The sequence below is a fragment of the Streptomyces sp. 4F14 genome (assembly GCF_048159485.1).
In the GTDB taxonomy this organism is placed as follows: Bacteria; Actinomycetota; Actinomycetes; order Streptomycetales; family Streptomycetaceae; genus Streptomyces.
This window is the reverse complement of the sequence record NZ_JBLRVY010000014.1, coordinates 193,210-216,488: the sequence shown is the minus strand read 5'-3', so window position 1 is coordinate 216,488 and position 23,279 is coordinate 193,210. Positions and strand designations below refer to the sequence as shown.

20 protein-coding genes are annotated in these 23,279 nt (G+C 71.9%); 9 read left to right on the top strand and 11 right to left on the bottom strand.

Annotation, left to right across the window (positions count from 1 at the left end; all coding sequences use genetic code 11):
* The first annotated feature begins 69 nt into the window (after window positions 1–69).
* Window positions 70–2,409: a Tex family protein gene (locus ACLZOT_RS24970; RefSeq protein WP_416971285.1), complete on the top strand. Its 2,340-nt coding sequence runs from the start codon at window positions 70–72 to the stop codon at window positions 2,407–2,409.
* A 72-nt stretch (window positions 2,410–2,481) separates the two neighbouring features.
* On the opposite strand, the gene ACLZOT_RS24965 is transcribed toward ACLZOT_RS24970, so the two are convergent.
* Entirely contained in the window at window positions 2,482–4,122 is a 1,641-nt protein-coding gene (locus ACLZOT_RS24965) for an ABC-F family ATP-binding cassette domain-containing protein (protein ID WP_416971284.1), read from the bottom strand.
* Window positions 4,123–4,220: 98 nt separating this feature from the next.
* Here ACLZOT_RS24965 and ACLZOT_RS24960 point away from each other — a divergent pair, with 98 nt between their 5' ends.
* Entirely contained in the window at window positions 4,221–5,159 is a 939-nt protein-coding gene (locus ACLZOT_RS24960) for an FAD-dependent oxidoreductase (protein ID WP_416971283.1), read from the top strand.
* 200 nt (window positions 5,160–5,359) lie between these two features.
* Here ACLZOT_RS24960 and ACLZOT_RS24955 read toward each other — a convergent pair whose 3' ends face one another.
* From ACLZOT_RS24955 to ACLZOT_RS24930, 6 genes are all read right to left on the bottom strand, one after another.
* The gene (locus ACLZOT_RS24955; RefSeq protein ID WP_416971282.1) at window positions 5,360–7,303 is read right to left on the bottom strand and encodes a Xaa-Pro dipeptidyl-peptidase; all 1,944 of its coding nucleotides are present in this window, start codon (window positions 7,301–7,303) and stop codon (window positions 5,360–5,362) included.
* Between the two features lie 60 nt (window positions 7,304–7,363).
* A complete protein-coding gene (locus ACLZOT_RS24950) occupies window positions 7,364–8,245 on the bottom strand; it encodes an adenosine kinase (protein WP_416971281.1) in 882 nt (293 codons plus the stop codon).
* A complete protein-coding gene (locus ACLZOT_RS24945) occupies window positions 8,242–8,730 on the bottom strand; it encodes a macro domain-containing protein (protein WP_416971280.1) in 489 nt (162 codons plus the stop codon). The genes ACLZOT_RS24950 and ACLZOT_RS24945 overlap by 4 nt, the downstream gene beginning before the upstream one ends.
* 79 nt (window positions 8,731–8,809) lie before the next feature.
* The gene (locus ACLZOT_RS24940) at window positions 8,810–10,981 is read right to left on the bottom strand and encodes a 3-hydroxyacyl-CoA dehydrogenase NAD-binding domain-containing protein (protein ID WP_416971279.1); all 2,172 of its coding nucleotides are present in this window, start codon (window positions 10,979–10,981) and stop codon (window positions 8,810–8,812) included.
* Window positions 10,982–11,015: 34 nt separating this feature from the next.
* The gene (locus tag ACLZOT_RS24935; RefSeq protein ID WP_416971278.1) at window positions 11,016–12,230 is read right to left on the bottom strand and encodes an acetyl-CoA C-acetyltransferase; all 1,215 of its coding nucleotides are present in this window, start codon (window positions 12,228–12,230) and stop codon (window positions 11,016–11,018) included.
* Between the two features lie 36 nt (window positions 12,231–12,266).
* Window positions 12,267–13,388: a CaiB/BaiF CoA transferase family protein gene (locus tag ACLZOT_RS24930; RefSeq protein ID WP_416971277.1), complete on the bottom strand. Its 1,122-nt coding sequence runs from the start codon at window positions 13,386–13,388 to the stop codon at window positions 12,267–12,269.
* A 152-nt stretch (window positions 13,389–13,540) separates the two neighbouring features.
* Between ACLZOT_RS24930 and ACLZOT_RS24925 the strand changes: the two genes are divergently transcribed.
* Window positions 13,541–14,719 (top strand): saccharopine dehydrogenase family protein, encoded by a 1,179-nt coding sequence (locus ACLZOT_RS24925; RefSeq protein WP_416971276.1) that lies wholly within the window; start codon window positions 13,541–13,543, stop codon window positions 14,717–14,719.
* 6 nt (window positions 14,720–14,725) lie between these two features.
* Here ACLZOT_RS24925 and mmpA read toward each other — a convergent pair whose 3' ends face one another.
* Together mmpA and ACLZOT_RS24915 are read right to left on the bottom strand one after the other, a co-directional pair.
* A complete protein-coding gene (gene mmpA / locus ACLZOT_RS24920; protein WP_416971275.1) occupies window positions 14,726–14,872 on the bottom strand; it encodes a morphogenic membrane protein MmpA in 147 nt (48 codons plus the stop codon).
* A 65-nt stretch (window positions 14,873–14,937) separates the two neighbouring features.
* Window positions 14,938–15,645, bottom strand: a complete 708-nt coding sequence (locus tag ACLZOT_RS24915) for an endonuclease V (RefSeq protein ID WP_416971274.1) — start codon at window positions 15,643–15,645, stop codon at window positions 14,938–14,940.
* 114 nt (window positions 15,646–15,759) lie between these two features.
* Here ACLZOT_RS24915 and ACLZOT_RS24910 point away from each other — a divergent pair, with 114 nt between their 5' ends.
* Entirely contained in the window at window positions 15,760–16,206 is a 447-nt protein-coding gene (locus ACLZOT_RS24910; protein WP_416971273.1) for a hypothetical protein, read from the top strand.
* 16 nt (window positions 16,207–16,222) lie between these two features.
* Here the strand turns inward: ACLZOT_RS24910 and ACLZOT_RS24905 are convergent, their stop codons facing one another.
* Window positions 16,223–17,311, bottom strand: coding sequence for a WD40/YVTN/BNR-like repeat-containing protein (locus ACLZOT_RS24905; RefSeq protein WP_416971272.1), 1,089 nt, complete (start codon window positions 17,309–17,311; stop codon window positions 16,223–16,225).
* A gap of 246 nt (window positions 17,312–17,557) precedes the next feature.
* Here ACLZOT_RS24905 and ACLZOT_RS24900 point away from each other — a divergent pair, with 246 nt between their 5' ends.
* The 4 genes from ACLZOT_RS24900 (at window position 17,558) to ACLZOT_RS24885 (ending at window position 21,932) form a co-directional block, all read left to right on the top strand.
* On the top strand, window positions 17,558–17,974 hold the full coding sequence (locus tag ACLZOT_RS24900; RefSeq protein WP_416971271.1) for an SsgA family sporulation/cell division regulator: 417 nt from the start codon (window positions 17,558–17,560) through the stop codon (window positions 17,972–17,974).
* Window positions 17,975–18,235: 261 nt separating this feature from the next.
* On the top strand, window positions 18,236–19,837 hold the full coding sequence (locus ACLZOT_RS24895; protein ID WP_416971270.1) for an ABC-F family ATP-binding cassette domain-containing protein: 1,602 nt from the start codon (window positions 18,236–18,238) through the stop codon (window positions 19,835–19,837).
* Window positions 19,838–19,967: 130 nt separating this feature from the next.
* Window positions 19,968–20,744, top strand: coding sequence for a dimethylargininase (gene ddaH, locus ACLZOT_RS24890; RefSeq protein ID WP_416971269.1), 777 nt, complete (start codon window positions 19,968–19,970; stop codon window positions 20,742–20,744).
* A gap of 213 nt (window positions 20,745–20,957) precedes the next feature.
* Window positions 20,958–21,932 (top strand): acyl-ACP desaturase, encoded by a 975-nt coding sequence (locus ACLZOT_RS24885; RefSeq protein WP_416971268.1) that lies wholly within the window; start codon window positions 20,958–20,960, stop codon window positions 21,930–21,932.
* Between the two features lie 87 nt (window positions 21,933–22,019).
* Here the strand turns inward: ACLZOT_RS24885 and ACLZOT_RS24880 are convergent, their stop codons facing one another.
* Window positions 22,020–22,259 carry a WhiB family transcriptional regulator gene (locus tag ACLZOT_RS24880; protein WP_416971267.1) on the bottom strand — a complete coding sequence of 80 codons (240 nt, stop codon included), beginning with the start codon at window positions 22,257–22,259 and terminating at the stop codon, window positions 22,020–22,022.
* 167 nt (window positions 22,260–22,426) lie between these two features.
* Here ACLZOT_RS24880 and ACLZOT_RS24875 point away from each other — a divergent pair, with 167 nt between their 5' ends.
* Window positions 22,427–23,215: a VOC family protein gene (locus tag ACLZOT_RS24875; RefSeq protein ID WP_416971266.1), complete on the top strand. Its 789-nt coding sequence runs from the start codon at window positions 22,427–22,429 to the stop codon at window positions 23,213–23,215.
* The last annotated feature ends 64 nt before the right edge of the window (window positions 23,216–23,279 follow it).

The window sequence follows — 23,279 nt, the reverse complement described above, 5'->3', positions numbered from 1 at the left end:
GTCACCCGCTGTCAGTGGCACCTGCCACAATTGCGACGCAAGCTGACGTTGGAGAAGGCGGTACGGGTCGTGACCGAAGCAGGGTCCATCGAAGGCAGGATCGCCGAGGAACTCGGCGTACGGGAGCGGCAGGTCAGGGCGGCCGTGGAGCTCCTCGACGGCGGTTCGACGGTGCCGTTCATCGCCCGCTACCGCAAGGAAGCGACGGAGATGCTCGACGACGCGCAACTGCGCACGCTCGAAGAGCGCCTGCGCTACCTGCGCGAGCTGGAGGAGCGCCGGACGGCGATCCTGGAGTCGGTCCGCGAGCAGGGCAAGCTGACGGACGAGCTGGAGGCCCGCATCCGGGGCGCCGAGACGAAGGCGCGGCTGGAGGACATCTACCTCCCGTTCAAGCCGAAGCGGCGTACGAAGGCCCAGATCGCGCGCGAGGCCGGGCTCGAACCGCTCGCCGAGGGCCTGCTCGGGGACCCGTCCGTCGACCCGCTGGCCGCCGCCGCCACCTTCGTCGACGCGGACAAGGGCGTCGCCGACCCGCAGGCCGCGCTGGACGGCGCGCGCTCGATCCTCACCGAGCGGTTCTCCGAGGACGCCGACCTGATCGGCGAGGTCCGCGAGCGGATGTGGACGCGCGGGCGGCTGACCGCGAAGGTGCGGGACGGCAAGGAGGAGGCGGGCGCGAAGTTCGCCGACTACTTCGACTTCGCCGAGCCGTTCACGGCGCTGCCCTCGCACCGGATCCTGGCGATGCTGCGGGGCGAGAAGGAGGACGTCCTCGATCTCGTCCTGGAGCCGGAGGAGCCTTCGGCCGACGCCGGTTCGGGCTCGGTTTCGGGCTCGGTTTCGTCATATGAGCCGATCATCGCCTCGCGGTTCGGGATCGCCGACCGGGGCCGTCCCGCCGACAAGTGGCTGCTCGACACGGTCCGTTGGGCCTGGCGCACCCGCATCCTCGTCCACCTCGGCATCGACATCCGCCTGCGCCTGCGGACGGCCGCCGAGGACGAGGCGGTCGACGTGTTCGCCGCCAACCTCCGCGACCTCCTCCTCGCCGCCCCCGCCGGTACGCGCGCGACGCTCGGCCTCGACCCCGGTTTCCGTACGGGCGTGAAGGTCGCCGTCGTCGACGCGACCGGCAAGGTCGTCGCGACCGACGTCATCTATCCGCACGTCCCGGCGAACAAGTGGGACGAGGCGATCACCAAGCTCGCGCGCCTCGCGAAGGAGCACGCGGTCGAGCTGGTCGCGATCGGCAACGGCACCGCGTCCCGCGAGACCGACAAGCTCGCCGGTGAACTCATCACCAAGCACCCCGAGCTGAAGCTCACGAAGGTCATGGTCTCCGAGGCGGGCGCGTCCGTGTACTCGGCGTCCGCGTTCGCCTCGCAGGAGCTGCCCGACATGGACGTGTCGCTGCGCGGCGCCGTCTCCATCGCGCGGCGGCTCCAGGATCCGCTGGCCGAGCTGGTGAAGATCGACCCCAAGTCCATCGGGGTCGGGCAGTACCAGCACGATCTCTCCGAGGTAAAGCTGTCGCGGTCCCTCGACGCGGTCGTCGAGGACTGTGTGAACGGCGTCGGGGTCGACGTCAACACGGCGTCCGCGCCGCTGCTGGCCCGGGTGTCCGGGGTGACCTCCACGCTCGCGGAGAACATCGTCTCCCACCGTGACGCGAACGGGCCGTTCCGGTCCCGGACCGAGCTGAAGAAGGTCGCCCGGCTCGGGCCCAAGGCGTACGAGCAGTGTGCGGGGTTCCTCCGGATCCGGGGCGGGGTCGATCCGCTGGACGCGTCCAGCGTTCACCCCGAGGCTTATCCCGTCGTGCGGCGGATGGTGAAGACGTCCGGGCAGGAGGTCGCCGCGCTCATCGGTAACACGGGGGCGCTGCGGTCGCTGCGGGCCGGTGACTTCGTCGACGAGACGTTCGGGCTTCCTACCGTTTCCGACATTCTCAAGGAGCTGGAGAAGCCCGGTCGGGATCCTCGGCCCGCCTTCAAGACGGCGACTTTCAAGGAGGGGGTCGAGAAGATCGCCGACCTGTCCTCCGGGATGGTGCTGGAGGGGGTTGTCACCAACGTCGCCGCGTTCGGGGCGTTCGTCGATGTCGGTGTGCATCAGGATGGGCTGGTGCACGTTTCCGCGATGTCGCGGAATTTCGTCAAGGATCCTCGGGAAGTGGTGAAGCCGGGGGACATCGTCAAGGTGAAGGTGCTTGACGTGGATATTCCTCGGAAGAGGATTTCGTTGACTTTGCGGCTGGAGGATGAGGCGGCGAAGTCGAGTGCGGGTTCTGGGCCTCGGCGTCAGCCTCAGCAGCAGCGTCAGCGGTCGGCTCCGGCGCCTTCCAACAGTGCGATGGCCGATGCTTTGCGGAAGGCGGGGTTGGTGGACAAGAAGGGGAAGCGGTAACAGGTTTGTGGGGAACTGCGGGTCCGTTGGGGCTGGTCGCGCAGTTCCCCGCGCCCCTAAAAGACAAGAACCTTAGCGCTCGGTTACTTTGCCTGTGCTGACCTCCAGGCGCCGGTTTACCTGTACCGCGTCCAGCATTCTGCGGTCATGCGTCACCAAAAGCAGCGTTCCCTCGTACGCCTCCAGCGCCGACTCCAACTGCTCGATCGCCGGGAGGTCCAGGTGGTTCGTCGGCTCGTCCAGGACCAGGAGGTTCACGCCCTTGCCCTGGAGCAAGGCCAGGCCCGCTCTTGTTCGCTCGCCCGGGGACAGGGTTGCTGCCGGGCGCAGGACGTGGTCCGCCTTCAGGCCGAACTTGGCCAGCAACGTGCGGACTTCCGCCGGTTCTGTGTCGGGGACCGCCGCGCAGAACGCGTCGAGCAGGGACTCCGGGCCGTAGAACAGTTTGCGGGCCTGGTCCACCTCGCCCACCAACACGCCCGAACCCAGGGTCGCCGTACCGGAGTCGAGGGGGAGGCGGCCCAGGAGGGCTGCCAACAGGGTTGATTTTCCCGCGCCGTTCGCGCCGGTGACCGCTACTCGGTCCGCCCAGTCGATCTGGAGCGTCACCGGGCCGAAGTCGAAGTCGCCCAGGCGGATCCGCGCGTCGCGCAGGGACGCGACCACCGCGCCCGAGCGGGGTGCGGAGGCGATCTCCATCCGCAGTTCCCACTCCTTGCGGGGTTCCTCGACGACGTCGAGGCGTTCGATCATGCGCTGGGTCTGGCGGGCCTTCGCCGCCTGTTTCTCGCTGGCCTCGCTGCGGAACTTGCGGCCGATCTTGTCGTTGTCGTTGTTCGCCTTGCGCCGGGCGTTCTTGACGCCCTTGTCCATCCACGAGCGCTGCATCTGGGCGCGGTCCTGGAGGGCGGCCCTCTTGTCGGCGTACTCCTCGTAGTCGTCGCGGGCGTGGCGGCGGGCGGTGGCGCGTTCTTCGAGGTACGCCTCGTAGCCGCCGCCGTAGAAGTTGATCTGCCCCTGCGCCAGGTCGAGTTCGAGGACCTTGGTGACCGTGCGGGTGAGGAACTCGCGGTCGTGGCTGACGACGACCGTGCCGGCGCGCAGGCCCTTCACGAACCGCTCCAGGCGCTCCAGGCCGTCGAGGTCGAGGTCGTTGGTGGGCTCGTCGAGGAGGAAGACGTCGTAGCGGGAGAGGAGGAGCGAGGCGAGGCCCGCGCGGGCGGCCTGGCCGCCGGACAGGGACGTCATCGGCTGGTCGAGGCCGACGGCGAGGCCGAGGGACGCGGCGGTCTCCTCCGCGCGTTCGTCGAGGTCGGCGCCGCCGAGGTCGAGCCAGCGCTCCAGGCTGACGGCGTACGCGTCGTCCGCCCCGGGGACGCCGTCGGCGAGGCCCTGCGCGGACTCGTCCATCAGGCGCTGTGCCTCGGCGACGCCGGTCCTGCGGGCCAGGAACTCGCGGATCGTCTCGCCGGGGCGGCGTTCGGGTTCCTGCGGGAGGTGGCCGACGGTCGCGGTCGGCGGGGAGAGCTTGAGGTCGCCCTCCTCCGGGGCGAGCAGGCCCGCGAGCAGTCTCAGCAGCGTGGACTTGCCCGCGCCGTTGGCCCCGACCAGGCCGATCACGTCCCCGGGGGCCACGACGAGGTCGAGTCCGGAGAAGAGGGAGCGGTCGCCGTGGCCGGCGGCGAGGTTCTTGGCGACGAGGGTGGCGGTCACAGAGAGTAGATCCTAGCGGGGGTCCGGGGGTAGGGCTTCCGGGTTTCGTTCCAGGGCGGCCGGGTTCGGTGGCGGGTTCCTTCGGGGAGGTTCCGGGGATGAATCGTGACGTCGTGATCATCGGGGCCGGGGTCATCGGGCTGACGACCGGGATCGTGCTGGCCGAGCGGGGGTGGCGGGTGCGGGTGTGGGCCCGTGAGGTGGGTGAGGCGACGACCTCCGCCGTCGCCGGGGCGCTGTGGTGGCCGTACCACATCGAACCCCGACGGGCCGCGCGCGCTTGGGCGTTGGAGTCGCTCGCCGTGTACCGGGAGGTGGCGGGCGGGGCGTCGGGGGTGCGGATGGCGGAGGGGGTGCTCGGGGAGACGTCCTTGGGCGAGGTGAGGTGGCTGGAGGGGGCGGGGCTGGGGTTGCGGGCCTGTACGCCGGGTGAGTATCCGGTGGGGCCGGGGGTGTGGGCTCGGCTGCCGTTGGTCGACATGGCCGTGCATCTGCCGTGGCTGCGGGGGCGGTTGGAGGAGGCGGGTGGCCTTGTCGAGGTGCGCACGGTGACCGAACTCGCCGAGGCCGACTCGCCCGTGGTCGTGAACTGCGCCGGGCTCGGGGCGCGGGAGTTGGCCGGGGATCCCGAAGTGCGGCCTGTGCGGGGGCAGTTGGTGGTCGTCGAGAATCCCGGGATCGAGCACTGGACCGTGTCCGGGAACACGGGCGCCTCCCTCACGTACTTCTTTCCCCAGCCCGGACGGCTCCTGCTGGGCGGTACGGCCGAGGAGGATGCCTGGTCGCTCACGCCGGACCCCGCGGTGGCGGAGGCGATCGTACGGCGGTGCGCGGAGTTGCGGCCGGAGATCGCGGGGGCGCGGGTGCTGGGGCACCGGGTGGGGCTGCGGCCCGCTCGGCCGGCGGTGCGGTTGGAGCGGGGGGTGTTGGGCGATGGGCGGGTTGTGGTGCATCACTACGGGCACGGGGGTGCGGGGGTGACCGTGGCGTGGGGGTGTGCGCGGGAGGCTGCGGGGTTGGTGGAGGGGGGTGGGTGAGGGGCGGGGGTGCCGGGATGCCGGAGTGCCGGTAAAGCGTCTCGTGGGAGTGGCGTGACAGGTGCCCGTCGCCGAACTCGCCGCAGAGAAAGGGGCGGCGCCGCAGGAGGGGTCCTGCGGCGCCGTGTGTCAGCGGAGCGCCGTACGCGGCAGGGTTGCCGTAGGTGGCGAGCGCGGCGGCGTTCCGGTGTCCCGGGTGGCTACGGCACCTGTCGGGCCTTCGGCAGCGGGCCCACGCCGTCCAGGGGGCCGGCCGTCCTCGGCGGGGTGGCCGTGCCCGAGGTCGCGCGGGCGAACGCGGGGGCGCCGCCCACGAGGGGGACGTTCGCCGAGGTGCGGGCGAGGTCGAGTGCCAGGGTCGGGGTGTCGGCCGGGGGCTCGATGAGGTTCTTGTCCGTGCCGGCCACGATCAGGGCGAGGCGGTGGCCCGCCGGGACCACGTGGTCGGTGGCGCCCAGGGCGATCGTGAGGGTGTAGCGCTTGCCCGGGGTGAGCGGGACGCCGTGGCCCGGGTTCGCGTACGTGCCGAGGTCCGCCCAGCCGCGGCTGACGATGTTGAAGTCGACGGGAGTCGTGCGGGCCGCCGTCTCCTTGAAGCAGGCGCTGTCGCCGGTCGTGCTCGCGCCCCAGCAGGTGCGGTTCGTGAGCGTCGTGATGCCCTCGCCGGACGCCGCGTAGTCGCGGATCGTGTCGGGGCCGAGGTCGACGAGGACGGCGGAGAGGTGGGCCGTCGGGGTCGTGGGCGTCGCGGTGACGGTGACCGTCGGGGAACCGGCGAGGCGCAGGTCACGGGTGAGCGGCGGGGTGGTGAACCCGGCCTTCTCCGGGGTCGTCGTGTCGATCTTCGCGGACCAGTCCGACTCGTCCAGCGCGGGGTTGTCGGTGAACGTCTCCGTGCCGGTGCCCTTGCGCAGGCCCAGGGCGCCCACTCCGGGCTGGGCGCCGGTGGCGGGGCGCAGGGTGGCCGCGTGGGTGCCGGACGGGGGCCAGGCGCGGGACGTCTCCCACTGGTCGGGGTGGCGTTCGACGTCGGCCATCGGCTCGCGGTCGATGCCGTTGTCGTAGCCGAGGAGTTCGTGGTCGAACCAGCGGTGCAGGGTGTCGACCCAGGCGCCGCGCCGGAAGTCGAAGGGGTCGACGTGGCCCGTCTGGGAGAGCCAGATCTTGCGCTTGACGCCGTGCTGCGCGAGGGCGTTCCACCACTGGCCGAGGTGGTTCGTGCGGACGTTGAGGTCCTGCATGCCGTGGACGGCGAAGACGCTGGCCTTCACCTTGCCGGCGTCCTTGACGTAGTCCCGGCCGGTCCACAGGGGCGTCCAGTCGCCGGTGCGGGGGGCGCCGTTCTTGAGCTGCTGCTGCACCGCGGCGCACTTGGTGCGGGCGTCCGGGCTGTCGACGTAGTCGGAGAGGTCGTCGGGGCCGCCGTCGTAGAGCGGGGCGCCCTGCTGGAAGTAGTAGTCGTACCAGGAGGAGATCGCGCTGATCGGGACGACCGTCCTGAGGCCCTTGACGCCGGTCGCGGCGACGCCGTTGGCTATCGTGCCGTCCCAGCTCTTGCCGATCATGCCGGTGCGGCCGTTGGTCCAGTCGGCCTTCGCGGTGGTGGTGCCCGTGCGGGTCGTGTACGCCGTCGCGCGGCCGTTCAGCCAGTCCACGACCGCCTTGGCGGAGCCGATGTCCGAGGGGCCGCCGATGTCGACGCAGCCGTCGGAGCGGTTGGTGCCGGCGAGGTCGACGCCGACGAACGCGTAGCCGCGCGGGACGAAGTAGTTGTCGTAGAACAGGGGCATCTGGACGACGTTGCCGCCCGCGTCGTACGTCTTGAGCTGGCCCTCGTTGCCCCGGCCGCAGCAGGAGTAGTAGGGGCTGGCGTCCATGATGACCGGCACCTTACGGCCCTGCTGGGCCGGTTCGCGGGGGCGGACTATGTCGACGGCGACCCGGTCCTTCTTGCCGTCGCCGTCCCCGTCCAGGCCCGTGTCCACCCATACGGACTGGCGTATCGCCTTGTCGTACGAGTAGATCGGCAGGCTTTCTCTCGAAGCGGCCTGCGCCGTGGTGGGGGTGAGAAGCGAGGCCGCCAGCAGGGTGAGGGTGCCGGCCGCGAGGGGTCTCCAGGTCGTGAAGCGCTTGCTTAGAGGCATGCGCCGGACGGTACAGGGGTGAACTCCCGTGCAGTAGAGGGCGTTTGTGAAGTTTCCGGGTCATAGGCCGGCCCTCGTCAGGGCCGCGGCCCGGGTCGCGGGGACCGTGCACGCGTACGCCCCCGCGCGGGCGCCGTATCGGGCGCTGTCCTGCGGGGTCGCGCCGGTCAGGGTGCCGTACAGGAAGCCCGCGGCGAAGGCGTCGCCCGCGCCGTTGGAGTCGACGACGGGGGCGGGGGGAACGGCAGCCGGTACGTGGGTCAGCTCGCCGCTCGTGAGGACATACGCGCCCTTCGCGCCGGCCGTCACCACGACCGTCCTCGCGCGGCCGTCCCTCGCGATGCGGCGCATCGTCGCCTCCACGTCCGTGAGGGCGGCGGCGGAGAGGAACACGGTGTCCGCGCCGAGGGCGAACGGTTCGTGGTAGGGGTTCTCGCCGTTCCAGTCGTGCAGGTCCGTCGAGAGGGGGACACCGGTCTCCCACAGGACCGGGAGGGCGTCCGCGCAGGGGTGGGTGAGCGATACGTGTACGTGCCTGCTGCGGGCGGCGAGTTCCCGCAGGGCGCTCTCCGGGAACCGCTCCTCGAAACGGGTCCGGCTCGTGTCGTACAGCGACAGCCTGCGCCCGTCCGGGCTCACCAGGTTCGTGGCCCGCTTGGTCCCGGCGGCCTGCGGCAGCGCGGTCAACGCGATGCCGTGCACCCGATGGAACTCCCGCACCAGCTCGCCTTCCGGATCGTCGCCGAGGAAGTCGAAGTGGTGCACAGCCAGTCCGAGCGCGGTCAGTCCCAGTGCCACGAAGTCCCCGGTCTGCCCGGCCCGGGCGTGAATCCCGTCGACCATGTGACTGTCGGCGTACGGGAGGGGCAGTTCGGGGACGGGGACGATGGTGTCGACACCGGCTCCGCCGAGGACGAGTACGTCGATGTCCTTGCCGCTCAACTCGGGCCCTCCCCCTGGTCGTACACGGTCACCGCGATCCCCCGCCGCACCAGCCGCTCGACTATCAACGGCTCCACCCGAGGCCATGTGCCCCCGGCCAGCCCGCACCCTATGCGCGGCATGTGCACGGACGCCCCGAGCTCCCGGACCGGCTCCGCCAGGCGCTCCAGGGCCGCGTCGATCGCCTCGTACCGGACCGGGACCCCCTTGCTGCCGGTCCTGGTCCCCCGCTGGCCGATCATGTTGGCGACCCACAAGTACCGCTCCACCTGGACCAGTTGGACCGCGCCCAGCCCGAAGTCGTTGTTCGCGCGGTCACGGTGCCAGGCGCGGTAGGCCGTCTCCGGCTCCGGCCAGCGGCGGGACAGGGCCAGGACGAAGCCCTTTCCCCATCCCCCGATGTCGTTGCAGACATGGGCGATCACCTTGACGCCCTTCACCGATGGTGTCGTGGCGTCACCCCTCGTGTATGTGATCTCCGGCATGTGACCACCGTAGGCGACGGCACTGACAATCCCCTCGGGCCGAGGGTGGTGGCTGGTCCCGGGCCGAGGGGAGGGGGTGTCATGCGTCGGTGAAGGTCTCGCCCTTCTCCGCCTTGTCGACGAGGAGTGCGGGCGGGGTGAAGCGGTCGCCGTAGTGGTCGGCGAGTTCGCGGGCTCGGGCTGTGAAGCCGGGGAGGCCGCCTTCGTAGCCGTTGATGTACTGGAGGACGCCGCCTGTCCAGCCGGGGAAGCCGATGCCGAAGAGGGAGCCGATGTTGGCGTCGGCGACGGAGGTGAGGACGCCTTCCTCCAGGAGGCGGACGGTGTCGAGGGCCTCGGCGAACAGCATGCGTTCCTGCATGTCCCGGAAGGGGATCTCGGCGCCCGCGCGCGTGAAGTGCTCGCGCAGGCCCGGCCACAGGGCCGTACGCCGGCCGTTCTCGTCGTAGTCGTAGAAGCCGGCGCCCCCGCTGCGGCCCTCGCGCCCGAACTCGTCGACCATGCGGTCGACCACGGCCTCGGCGGGGTGCGCGGTCCAGGTGCCGCCCGCCTCCTCGACGGCCTGCCGGGACTCCTTGCGGATCTTGCGGGGCAGGGTGAGGGTCAGTTCGTCGACCAGGGAGAGCACCTTGGCCGGGTAGCCGGCCTGGGCGGCGGCCTGTTCGACGGAGGCGGGCTCGATGCCCTCGCCGACCATGGCGACGCCCTCGTTGATGAAGTGGCCGATCACCCGGGACGTGAAGAAGCCGCGCGAGTCGTTGACGACGATCGGCGTCTTGCGGATCTGCCGGACCAGGTCGAAGGCGCGCGCGAGGGTCTCGTCGTCCGTCCGCTCGCCCTTGATGATCTCGACGAGGGGCATCTTGTCGACGGGCGAGAAGAAGTGCAGGCCGATGAAGTCCCGCTGCCGTTCGACGCCTTCGGCGAGGGCGGTGATGGGGAGCGTGGAGGTGTTGGAGCACAGCAGCGCGTCGGGGGCGACGACGTGCTGGATCTCCTGGAACACCTTGTGCTTGAGGGAGGCGTCCTCGAAGACGGCCTCGATGACCGCGTCGCAGCCCGCGAGGTCGGCGGGGTCGGCGGTGGGCGTGATGCGGGCGAGCAGCGCGTCGGCCTTCTCCTGGGTCGTACGGCCCTTGGCGACGGCCTTGGCGCACAGCTTCTCGGAGTAGCCCTTGCCCTTGCGGGCGGCCTCGGCGGTGACGTCCTTGAGGACGACGTCGATGCCGGCGCGCGCGCACGCGTAGGCGATGCCCGCGCCCATCATCCCGGCGCCGAGGACGGCCGCCCTGCGGACCGGCCGGGGTTCGACGCCCTGGGGGCGGCTGGCGCCGGAGTTGACGGCCTGGAGGTCGAAGAAGAACGCCTGGATCATGTTCTTCGAGATCTGCCCGGCGGCGAGTTCGACGAAGTAGCGGGCCTCGATGACCTGCGCGGTCTCGAAGTCGACCTGGGCGCCCTCGACGGCGGCGGCGAGGATGCGGCGCGGCGCCGGGTAGGGGGCGTTCGCGGTCTGCTTGCGCAGGGTCGCGGGGAAGGCGGGCAGGTTGGCGGCGAACTTGGGGTTGGCCGGGGTGCCGCCGGGGATGCGGTAGCCGGGCCGGTCCCAGGGCTGCTGGGAGGCGGGGTGGGCGTCGATGAACGCGCGGGCCTTGGCGAGGAGTTCCTCGCGGGTGCCGGCCACGTCGTCGATCAGGCCGTTCCGGAGGGCTCTGGGGGCGCTGTACTGGGTACCCTGGAGGAGGACCTTCAGGAGGGCGTCGGCGATGCCCAGGAGGCGTACGGAGCGGACGACGCCGCCGCCTCCGGGGAGCAGGCCGAGGGTGACCTCGGGGCAGCCGATCTTCGTGCCGGGCGCGTCGAGGGCGATCCGGTGGTGGCAGGCGAGGGCGAGTTCGTAACCGCCGCCGAGGGCCGCGCCGTTGATCGCGGCGACGACCGGCTTGCCGAGGGTCTCGATGCGCCGCAGGTTGCGCTTGATCTCCAGGCCGCCGTCGAAGAGCTCCTGCGCGGTGTCGGGGGTGACGCGGATCAGGTCGCGCAGGTCGCCGCCTGCGAAGAACGTCTTCTTCGCGGAGGTGACGATGACGCCCTTGATGGTGTCCTTCTCGGCCTCCAGGCGATCGGTGACCGCCGCGAGGGAGGTGCGGAAGGCGGCGTTCATGGTGTTCGCGGACTGGTCCGGGTCGTCGAGGACGAGGGTGACGACGCCTTCGCGGTCCTGTTCCCAGCGGATGGTGGTGGAGTTCATCGGGGTGCCTTCTCGGTGATCCGTCGGGAGGGGGTCAGACGCGTTCGACGATGGTGGCGATGCCCATGCCGCCGCCCACGCAGAGGGTGGCGAGGCCGTAGCGCTTGTCCTGGCGCTCCAGTTCGTCGACGAGCGTGCCGAGGATCATCGCGCCGGTCGCGCCCAGCGGGTGGCCGAGCGCGATAGCGCCACCGTTGACGTTGATCTTGTCCAGGGGGATGTCCAGGTCCTTCGCGAAGCGCAGGACGACGGCCGCGAACGCCTCGTTGATCTCGACGAGGTCGATGTCGCCGATGCTCAGCCCGGCGCGGGCGAGCGCTTTGCGGGTGGCGGGCGCGGGGCCGGTGAGCATGATGGTCGGCTCGGAGCCGGAGACGGCGGCGGAGACGATCCGCGCGCGCGGGGTGAGGCCGTAGCGCTCGCCGACCTCCTTCGAGCCGATCGCGACGAGGGCGGCGCCGTCGACGATGCCGGAGGAGTTGCCCGCGTGGTGGACGTGGTCGATCTTCTCGACCCAGTGGTACTTCTGCAGGGCGACCGCGTCGAAGCCGCCGAGTTCGCCGATGTCCGCGAAGGACGGCTTCAGGGCGGCGAGGGAGTCGGCGGTGGTGCCGGGGCGCGGGTGCTCGTCGCGGTCGAGGACGGTGAGGCCCGCGCGGTCGGTGACCGGGACGACCGCGCGCGTGAAGCGGCCCTCCTTCCAGGCGGTCGCCGCGCGCTCCTGCGAGAGGGCCGCGTACTCGTCGACGTCGCGGCGGGTGAAGCCCTCGATGGTGGCGATGAGGTCGGCGCCGATGCCCTGCGGCACGAAGTCGACGGCCAGGTTGGTCATCGGGTCGTTGAACCAGGCGCCGCCGTCGGAGCCCATCGGGACCCGGGACATCGACTCGACGCCGCCCGCGAGGACGAGGTCCTCCCAGCCGGAACGGACCTTCGCGGCGGCCGAGTTGACGGCTTCCAGGCCCGAGGCGCAGAAGCGGTTCTCCTGGACCCCGGCGACCGTGTCCGGCAGGCCCGCCGCGATCGCCGCGATCCGGGCGATGTCGGAGCCCTGGTCGCCGTGCGGGCCGACGACGCCGAGCACGATGTCGTCGATCGCCGCCGGGTCGAGGCTCGGCAGGCGCTCCTGGAGGGCGTGCAGGAGGCCGGTGACCAGGTCGATCGGTTTCGTGCCGTGCAGCGCGCCGGTGGCCTTGCCGCGCCCGCGCGGGGTGCGGATCGCGTCGTACACGTACGCTTCGGTGCTCAAGGGGTGGGCCTTTCGGGGTGGGTTCGGTCGCGCGGGTCAGTCGGTGGCGAGTCCCGGTATCCCCCAGTCCCTGGCCACGTCCGCCGTGTCGGCGCCCGGCCGGGCGGGGGGTGTGCGGATCGTGGTCGGGGTCGCGGAGAAGCGGGGCGCGGGAGCGGGCTGGGTGATGCCGCCGTGGTCGGTGAAGGTGCCGCGCGCGGCGAGGTGCGGGTGGTGCGGGGCCTCGCGCAGGGACAGCACGGGGGCCACGCACGCGTCGGAGCCCTCGAAGCGGGCCGTCCACTCCTCGCGGGTACGGGACTTGAAGCGGGCGGCGACCGCCTCGCGCAGGGCGGGCCAGCGGGCGAGGTCCTTGCGGGCGTCCGCGAAGCCGTCGAGGCCGAGGAGGGCCGTGAACTCGTCGTAGAACTGGGGTTCCAGCGCGCCGACCGCCATGTGGCCGCCGTCGACCGTCTCGTACGTGCCGTAGTACGGGCAGCCGCCGTCCAGGAGGTTGGCCGCGCGCCGGTCCTGCCAGCCGCCGGCCGCGAGCATGCCGTGGAGCATCGCCGTCAGGTGCGCGGTGCCGTCGACGATCGCGGCGTCCACGACCTGGCCGGTGCCGGTGGCGCGCGCGTGGTGGAGTGCGGCGAGGACGCCGACGACGAGGTAGAGCGAGCCGCCCGCGTAGTCCCCGAGGAGGTTCGCGGGGGCGGGCGGGGGCCGGTCGGGGGTGCCGGTGAGGCCGAGGGCTCCGGTGACGGCGATGTACGCGATGTCGTGGCCCGCGCGGTGCGCGAGGGGGCCCTCCTGGCCCCAGCCGGTCATCCGGCCGTACACCAGCGCGGGGTTGCGGGTGTGGCACTCCTGCGGGCCGATGCCGAGGCGTTCGGCGACTCCTGGGCGCAGGCCCTCGATCAGGACGTCCGCGCGGGCGGCCAGGTCGAGCACCAGCGCCGTGCCCTGCGGGGACTTGAGGTCGACGACGACGGAGCGCTTGCTCCGGTTCGTGACGTCGTACGCCGGGTCGATGGCGAGGACGGGGCGGCCGGGGCGGTCCACGCGGACGACGTCGGCGCCGAGGTCGGCCAGGAGCATCGCGGCGAACGGGCCGGGGCCGATGCCGGCCAGCTCGACCACCCGCACTCCGGCGAGCGGTCCGTGCCCTGCCGTCGTCATCCAGCCCCCTCGCTGTCGTCACCGCCGATGCTAGGAACGTGTTCCCGTCGAACACAAGAGCAAGCGCTTGGAAACTGGGCCGTCCGGGTGCTTGATCGCGTGCCGCACCCTCCACGCTAGCCTCAGCCACTGACAACGACCCGAGGGGTGTCATGAGCAGGCCGAAGAAAGCAGACCGCCCGTACGACGTCGTGCTGTTCGGGGCCACCGGCTTCGTCGGCACGCTCACCGCGGAGTACCTCGCCGCGCACGCACCCGACGGGCTGCGGTGGGCGATCGCCGGGCGCAGCGAGGCGAAGCTGGAGCGGCTGCGGGAGGGGCTGCCCGGCGGCGAAGGCGTCGGCGTGCTGCGCGCGGACGTCGCCGACACGGCGTCCCTGCGGGCGCTCGCCGAGCAGGCGCGCGTAGTCGCCACGACCGTCGGACCGTACGTGACCTACGGCGACGATCTCGTCGCCGCGTGCGCGGACAGCGGCGCCGACTATCTCGACCTGTCCGGGGAGCCGGAGTTCGTCGACCTGACCTATGTGCGGCACGACGCCCGCGCGCGGGAGACCGGCGCGCGGATCGTGCACGCGTGCGGGTTCGACTCCGTGCCGCACGACCTGGGCGCGTACTTCACGGTGGGCCAGCTGCCCGAAGGGGTGCCGATCAGTGTCGACGGGTTCGTGACCGCCGACGGGACGATCTCCGGCGGGACGCTCGCCTCCGCGCTGAACCAGTTCGCGCGCGGGCGCCAGGTGCTCGCCGCCGCACGCGACCGGGCGCGGTACGAGCCCCGGCTCGTCGGGCGCCGGGCCACCGCGCCCGCCTCAGCGCCCCGGTTCGCGTCCGAGGTGGGGGCCTGGGCGCTGCCGTTGCCCACCCTCGATCCGCAGGTCGTCGTCCGGTCCGCACGGGCGCTGCCCCGGTACGGGCCCGACTTCCGCTACCGGCACTACGCCGCCGTCCGCCGGCTGCCGATCGCCCTCGGGGGTGTCGCCGGGGTCGGTGCGCTGGTCGCCGCCGCGCAGGTGCCGCCCGCGCGCAGGTGGCTGTCCGCGCGCCTGGAGCCCGGGGAGGGGCCGGACGCGGAGAAGCGGGCGCGGAGCTGGTTCTCCGTGCGGTTCGTCGGTGAGGGAGGCGGGCAGCGGGTGTTCACCGAGGTGTCGGGCGGGGACCCCGGGTACGGGGAGACGGCGAAGATGTTCGCGGAGAGCGCGGTGTCGCTGGCCGTCGACGAACTGCCGCCGGTGGCGGGGCAGGTGACGACCGCGGTGGCCATGGGGGACGCGTTGATCGGGCGGTTGCAGAAGGCGGGGATCCGGTTCCGGGTGGCGGCCCGGACGTGAGGGAGGTCAGATCTGCCACTCCACGAGGGTGTAGATCATGCCCACGATCCAGCCGAACCCCGCCAGCGCGGCGAGGATCAGGGCGGCGTTGACCGCGCGCTCGACGGGGCGGTCGGGGTCGGTGAGGGGCTTGGGGGCGCGGTGGCTCGTCATGGGTGCCAGCCTGCCGGGGCCGGCGGGGCGTCACATCCGTACAGATACTCAGATCGGTCTGTGCGTCAGCTCCGGGTCGCCGGGGCGCCCGTGGCCTCCTGGAGCGCCCTGCGGCACAGGGCGTCCGCCCGGCGTGTCGTCTCCGGGAGGCGGAACTCGGGGGTCAGCGCGAGGGTGTGGGCGCAGGCGGCGTCCAGCGTCGTGCGGTGGCCCGCGGAGACGAACACCGGCTTCACTCCCGCGCGCGTGCGCAGGGCCCGGCCGACCTCCTCGTCGCCCGCGCGCAGAGGCGTCGACGATCCGCGCGCGGGCTCCGGGTCGTCGTAGGTGAACGTGAACGGGTTCTTCGCGACGCCGATCGTGCGCAGGCCCGTGACGACGCCCAGGTGGCTGGCCAGGCCGAATCTGCGCGGGTGCGCGAGGCCGTAGCCGTCGCACACGACCAGGCCCGGTGCGCAGGGCAGCGCGTCCAGCGCCGCCATGACGGTCGGCAGTTCCCGGAACGCCAGCAGGCCCGGCACGTACGGGAACGAGATCCGCCCCACCGCCGTGGCCTCCGCGACGACCTCCAGGCTCCCGGCGTCCAGCACGACGGCCGCCGCCGCGACGACGTCGCGCTCGTCGTCGTAGGCGACGTCCACGCCGGTCACCTGTCCCGTTCCTGGGGGCGGGCCGGGTTCGTCGAGCACCACGCGCGCGCGAAGGGCGTCCTGGACGGCTCGGGCTTCGGCTTCGGTGGTGGGCCAGCCGGCGGGGATCTGTACGGTCGTCATGGTGGGTCGAGGGTACGGGAGGAGTCGCCGGGCAACCTTTGGGGCGTCTGACGGGTCTTCACCCACAACGGAACATTCCGACGTTCCGGACCGACTCGTTCCACGGGGGAACTCATGAAGTCGACACGTACCCGTCGCGGCACGGCCGCGGCCCTCACCCTGCTGATGGCGGCCGGCCTCGGCGCCGCCGGCGCGGGCGCCTCGACCGCGGCCGGCGCCATACCGCCGACCACGCGCGAGATCGCCTCGACCACCCTCGGCACCGACTACAGGATCACCCTGACCGCCCTGCGTTCGACGGAGGACGAGTACGCCGCCTCCGTGCGGTTGCAGGTCTACACGCAGGCGGGCGGCGCCTGGACGGAGTCGGACCGCGTCACCGTGGGCGACGTCGACGGCTGGTTCTGGTACCCGCTCACCGGCAAGGGAGCCGTCTGCGAGTTCTCGACCGCGAGCACCGAGCCCGCGCCGCTCACCGTGAGCCTGCTGCTCACCCCGTCCATCGGCTGCTCGGACCCCGTGCACTACGTGGTGAAGCAGGGCAGGGTCTACGCCGGCTGAACTCCCGCGCGCGGGATCAGCGTTCCAGGCGGGCCGCCCTGCCTTGTTCCCCGGCCGCCCAGCAGGTGCGGTCGGGGGCGCAGGTGACCGTGTCGAAGGAGCCGGCCTCCAGGGGGCGCCAGGTACGGCCCGCGTCCGTGGTGATGTCCGTGCCCGTGGGACCCACGGCCAGGGCCGTGGCGCGGGTGTGGGGCAGCCAGGCGGCGCCGGAGCGGTAGGACGGCGGGGGCGTGGGAGCGGGGCGCCAGGTGCGGCCGCCGTCCGTGGTGGTGGCCGCCGCCTGCGGGGAGGGCTGGTCCGGGCGGTAGTCGCCGCCCACCGCGATGCCGTGGCGGGGGTCGCGGAAGGCCAGGGCGAAGACGCCGCGGGCCGGGTCGCCGGCCGGGACCGGGGTGTCGGCGGCGGTCCAGGTGCGGCCCCTGTCCGAGGAGTGCAGTACGCGTGCGCGGGCGGCGCCGCCCGTCGCCAGCCAGACGTCGCGCGGGCCGGAGGTGACGAGGCACTGTCCGCTCGCCGCGAAGCCCGCCTCGCCGTCGAGGGCGGCGGGCATGCCGGTGTCCGGGAGGACGGTCCAGGTGCGTCCGCCGTCGGCCGTGGACAGGATGCGGAACCTGCCGTCCACGGGGTCGCTCATCGCGAGGCCGTGGCGGCGGTCGAAGAAGGCCAGGCAGTCGTAGAAGGCGCGCGCGTCGGTGTTGCGGAAGGACTCCGTCCAGGTCGCCCCGCCGTCGTCCGTGCGGTAGATCCGCGACGCCTCGCCCTCGCCGATCGCCAGCACGACCGCGCGGCGCGCGTCGAACGCCTCGACGTCCCGGAACTGGAGGTCCTGCGCGCCGGGCGGCGACACGTTCCGCCAGTTCGCCCCGCCGTCCGTGGTCCGCAGGACGGTCCCCTGCGTCCCCGCGAGCCACGCCGTGTCCCTGCTGACGGCCGCGAGGCCCCGGAACCGTACGGAGGGCGTCCCGGTGTCCTTGAGCGCCCACCGGGCGCCGTCCGGCGACGCCGTACCGGCCTGGGCGGGCGTCCCGGCCGACACGGCCAGCACCACCCCGCAGACCACCCCCAGGACGGCCCCCTTCCGCCCCTTGCCCGCCACACGTCGCATGATCCCCGAGCGCCTCATGCCGGGCGAAGCTAGCGGACACCGGCGCGTGCGTCCAGAGGCCCCCGTCCGTCCGCCCCGCATGCTTTCTCCGCCTCCGGGTACCCCTGATGTCCCACGAGCCCCGCTCGTACGGTGACCGATGTCACTCGGAATTCATGTGCACGGATCGGGGGGTTCCGGCGTCTCTTGAAGTGTCGAGTGTCGTCCGACAGGAAGTTCGTCCAGCAGTCACAAGGGAGCAAGGCGATGTCCACCGTCATCGAGCAGCCCGTAGAGGCCCGTCTGGTCGCCGCCGCGCCTCGGATGCAGAGCATCCCCGCCACGCTGCAGTACGACCGGACCGATCCGTTCGCGGTACGGATGGCGTTCCCGGCGCCGGCGACGCTGGAGGGCGTCGACGTGTGCTGGACGTTCGCGCGCGAGCTGCTCGCGGCGGGCCTCAAGGACGCGGAGGGCGACGGGGACGTGCGGGTGCGGCCGTACGGCTTCGACCGGACGGTGCTGGAGTTCCACGCCCCGGAGGGCACGGCGATCGTGCACGTGCACTCGTCGGACGTACGCCGCTTCCTTCAGGCGACGAGCGAGCTGGTCCCGGTCGGCCTGGAACACCTCCAGCTGGACCTGGACCACGACCTGGCGGAGCTGATGCGTGACGCGTTCTGATCGCTCGTTTTAATCCTTTGACAGCCCCACAGCGCCCTCCCTACGGTTGATCTCGCTTCTGTTGCCGCCGATTGGAGAAGGACGTTGCTCGTCTGAGGTCCCGAGACACCGCGTCGCACAGCCACCGCCTCGGCGAGCTGTGTGCGTTGCGTCCGACCTCGGCGTACGAGCCGTCCCCGCGGCCCTACGGCATCCCGAGCCGACCTCCGGTGTCTCGACACGCGTCTGCCCCTGACCGCATGCGCACACCGCGAGGCTTCCTTGAGTCATTCCATCACCGCTTCCGCCCTCTCCTTCGCCTGGCCCGACGGCACCCCCGTCTTCGAGGACCTGGACCTCGCCTTCGGCCCCGGCAGGACCGGGCTCGTCGGCGTCAACGGGTCCGGCAAGTCCACCCTGTTGAAGCTGATCGCCGGGGAGCTGACCCCGGCGGACGGCGCCGTACGGGTCGCGGGCGAGGTCGGCTACCTCCCGCAGAACGTCACCCTGGGGACGGCCCTGAGGGTCGACGAGGCCCTGGGGATCGCCGGCCGGCGGGCCGCTCTGCACGCCATCGAGGCCGGTGACGCCTCCGTGGAGCACTTCGAGACCCTCGGCGACGACTGGGACGTCGAGGAGCGTGCCGTGGCCACCCTGGGCGAGCTGGGGCTCGGCCATGTCGGCCTGGACCGCACGATCGGCGAGGTGTCGGGCGGCGAGTCCGTCCTGCTGCGGCTGGCGGCCCTGCTGCTGCGCCGCCCGGACGTCCTGCTGCTGGACGAGCCGACGAACAACCTCGACCTCCACGCGCGCGCCCGCCTGTACGCCGCCGTCACCGCGTGGTCGGGCGTCCTGGTCGTCGTCAGTCACGACCGGGAACTCCTGGACCTGGTCGACCAGATCGCCGACCTGCGCGCGGGCGAGGTGACCTGGTACGGCGGCAACTTCAGCGCCTACGAGGAGGCGCTCGCCGTCGAGCAGGAGGCGGCCGAGCGGATGGTGCGCGTCGCCGAGGCGGACGTACGCCGGCAGAAGCGCGAACTGAGCGACGCGCAGATGAAGTTGGCCAAGCGCAAGAAGTACGGGCAGAAGATGCAGGACAACAAGCGCGAGCCGAAGATCGTCATGGGGCTGCGCAAGCGCTCCGCGCAGGAGTCGGCGGGCAAGCACCGGATCCTGCACCAGGAGCGCCTCGCGGAGGCGAAGGAGCGGCTCGACGAGGCGGCGGAGGCGGTCCGGGAGGACGACGAGATCCGCGTCGACCTGCCGTACACGGCCGTACCGCCGGGCCGGGGCGTGCTGACGCTGCTGGACCTGGAGACGGTGTACGGCGCGCGCGTGGGGAACCTCGATCTGCGCGGCCCGGAGCGGGTCGCGCTGGTGGGGCGCAACGGGGCGGGCAAGACGACGCTGCTGCGGACGGTGGCCGGGGAGCTGGCGCCGGTCGCGGGCGAGGCCGCCGTACATGTTCCGATGCGGTTCCTGCCGCAGCGGCTCGATGTGCTGGACGACGGGCTGACGGTGGTCGAGAACGTGGCCAGGTTCGCGCCTGAGGCGACGAACAACCGGGTCCGGGCCCGGCTGGCCCGGTTCCTGTTCCGGGGCGGCAGAGCGGACCAGAGGGCCGGGACGCTGTCGGGCGGGGAGCGGTTCCGGGCGGCGCTGGCGGCGCTGATGCTCGCCGAGCCCGCTCCGCAGCTCCTGCTGCTGGACGAGCCGACGAACAACCTCGACCTCGCGAGCGTGCGCCAGTTGACGACGGCTCTGGAGTCGTACGAGGGCGCGTTGATCGTGGCCAGTCACGACCTGCCGTTCCTGAGGTCGATCGGGGTGACGCGCTGGCTGGAGCTGGACGGCGAGCTGCGCGAGGGCGACGCGGGGTGACCCTCCGGTATCTCAGCTGAGCCACAGCCTCAGGAGAGGGCTTTTGTCCCACGCGCGCGGGGCTGCATGATGGCGGACCGGTGCTCCATCCAGGGCACCGGGAAGCCGTAGCCGATTCGGAGAACTGGACGTGCCCAGCAAGAAGGCCCTCATCCGCCGCCCCGGCCCGCGCCTCGCGGAAGGGCTGGTCACGCACATCGAGCGCGAGAAGATCGACCCGGACCTCGCCCTGGAGCAGTGGGAGGGGTACGTCGCGGCGCTGACCGCGCACGGCTGGGAGACGGTCGAGGTGGAGCCCGCCGACGACTGCCCGGACGCGGTGTTCGTCGAGGACACGGTCGTGATGTTCCGCAACGTCGCCCTGATCACCCGCCCGGGGGCACGCTCCCGGCGCGGCGAGACGGCCGGCGTGGAGGAGGCGGTCGCGCGGCTGGGCTGCTCGGTGAACTGGATCTGGGAGCCGGGCACCCTGGAGGGCGGCGACGTCCTGAAGGTCGGCGACACGGTGTACGTCGGGCGCGGCGGGCGGACGAACGCGGCGGGCATCCAGCAGCTGCGGGCCGCGTTCGAACCGCTCGGCGCGCGCGTGGTGGCCGTTCCGGTCAGCCGGGTGCTGCATCTGAAGTCGGCGGTGACCGCGCTGCCCGACGGGACGGTGCTGGGGCACATCCCGCAGGTCGACCGGCCGGCGCTGTTCCCGCGCTTCCTGTCCGTGCCGGAGGAGTCAGGCGCGCACGCGGTGCTGCTCGGCGGGCACAGGCTGCTGCTGGCGGCGAGCGCGCCGAAGACGGCCGAGCTGCTCACCGACCTCGGGCACGAGGTCGTCACGGTCGACATCAGCGAGTTCGAGAAGCTGGAGGGCTGTGTGACCTGCCTCTCGGTAAGGTTGCGCGGGCTGTACGACTGACCGGCTGACGGTGTCACTCGGACGGCTCCGGGACCTGCGGGTTCCGGAGCCGTCGCAGTACGCGGGAGATCGACGGCGACCCCGCTGATCAGCGACCTTTACAACGCGCTTAACCTACGGTCTCGTAACCTACGGTTTCGTAGCCTACGATCCCGTAGGTTCCGGCACCGCTCGCCGGACTGTTCCGCTCCGTTTCACGTCCCTGGAGTTCTCGTGACGATCGCCTCTCCCCACCTGGGCAGTTCCGCCGGCTGGACCGACGCGCGACTGCTGTACGCGCTGGAGGAAGTGGTCGAGCAGGAACTCAACCGGCACCTCAAGGTCACCAAGGACTGGATGCCGCACGAGTACGTCCCCTGGGGCGACGCCCGTAACTTCCCCGGCTTCTTCGAGGACGGCGAGGCGTGGGAGAAGGGCCAGTCGAAGGTCACCGAGATCGGCCGCATCGCCCTGGTCGTCAACCTCCTGACCGAGGACAACCTGCCCAGCTACCACCACGAGATCGCGAGCCTCTTCGGCCGCGACGGCGCCTGGGGCACCTGGGTGCACCGCTGGACGGCGGAGGAGGGGCGGCACGGCATCGTCATGCGCGACTACCTGCTCGCCTCGCGCGCGGTGGACCCGGACAAGCTGGAGCAGTTCCGCATGTCCCACATGAGCGAGGGCTTCGAGTCGGACAACAGCCACTCCATGCTGCACTCCGTGGCCTACGTGTCCTTCCAGGAGCTGGCCACCCGCATCTCGCACCGCAACACCGGCCACCAGTCCGGGGACCCGGTCTGCGACCGGATGCTCGCGCGGATCGCCGCGGACGAGAACCTGCACATGATCTTCTACCGCAACCTCCTGAAGGCCGCGTTCGAGATCGCCCCCGACCTGACCATGCAGGCCGTCCGGGACGTCGTCGTCAACTTCCGGATGCCCGGGCACGGCATCCCCGGCTTCGAGCGGGCCGCCGCGCAGATGGCCATCGGCGAGGTCTACAACATGCGCATCCACCACGACGACGTGCTCGCGCCCGTCCTGCGCTTCCTCAAGGTCATGGAGATCGACGGCCTCGGCCCCGAGGGGCGCCAGGCCCAGGAGGAGCTGGGCATGTTCATGGGCGGGCTCAACGCGGAGGCGACGAAGTTCGACGAGAAGCTCGCGGCGCGCAAGGCGCGGATGGCGGCTCGCGCGGGCGCGTGACCCTGCGGTGAGCCGAGCGCGGTGACACGGGCGGTCCGGGATTCCCGGGTCGCCCTTCGCCGTACGCGGGCGCGTACGCGTGGTGCGTCAGTGGCGTCTGAGGTGGTGGCGTTCCTTCTCCGACAGGCCGCCCCAGACGCCGAACTGCTCGTCGTGGGTGAGGGCGTGGTCCAGGCAGGCGGGGCGGATCGGGCACAGGCCGCAGATCTGTTTCGCCTCGCGGACCGAGCTGCCCGGTTCGGGGAAGAAGAACTCCGACCCGGTCTGGGCGCACAGCGCCTCCTGCTGCCAGGAGAGGTCGGGCACGGGCTTCGTGGCGGTGGACATGACGGGATCGTGCCGGGTGCGGGAAAACGTTTGATCAACGGCCGATCAACGGGCCGGTACGAGGCCCGGCGAACGGGGTCCCGGCAGGTCGCGGGAGGTTCGGGGGCGATTGTCAGTGGGCGGTGCAAGACTCGGCAGGGCAGGGATTCCTAGCGAGGAGGCTGGCGATGCTGAGCACACACTTCGTCGAGGGCGCACCGAACTGGATCGATCTCGGGACGACCGACATCGAGGGGGCGAGCGAGTTCTACGGCGCGCTGTTCGGCTGGCGGTTCGTGTCGGCGGGGCCGGACTCGGGCGGGTACGGGTTCTTCCAGCTCGACGGGAGGACCGTCGCGGCCGGCATGCAGACGACCGAGGAGCAGGGGCCGCCGTCCTGGACGCTGTACTTCCAGACACTGGACGCGCGCGCGACCGCGCAGGCCGCCGAGAAGGCGCACGGCAAGGTGCTGGTCCAGCCGATGGAGGTGCTGGGGCAGGGCACGATGGCGATCCTCGCGGACGAGGCGGACGCGGTGTTCGGCCTCTGGCAGCCCGCGCTGCTGCCGGGCCTCGACGTCGTGAACGAACCGGGGTCGCTGTGCTGGACCGAGCTGTTCACCGCCGACATCGCCGCCGCGGCCGCGTTCTACCGCTCCGCGCTCGGCCTGGAGACCTCCGCGATGCCGTTCCCGGGCGGCACGTACACCTGCGTGAACCCCAAGGGCATGGGTGACGACGCGATGTTCGCCGGCTTCGTGCCGCTCTCCGACGCTCCCGACGAGGACAGCGCGTACTGGCTGCCGTACTTCGAGGTCGCCGACACGGACGCGGCGGTCGCGACGGCGGTGGAGCGGGGCGGGAGCGTGCGGACACCGGCCGTGGATCTGGAGGGGGTGGGGCGGTTCGCGAAGCTGGCGGATCCGTACGGGGCGCGGTTCGCGGTGATCACCAGCGCGGTGCCGGAGGAGGGGTGAGGCGGGCGCGCTGACGGGGCGTCCCAAAGGCTCCGTCAGACCGGCGGGGGCGTCCGGAGGGTGC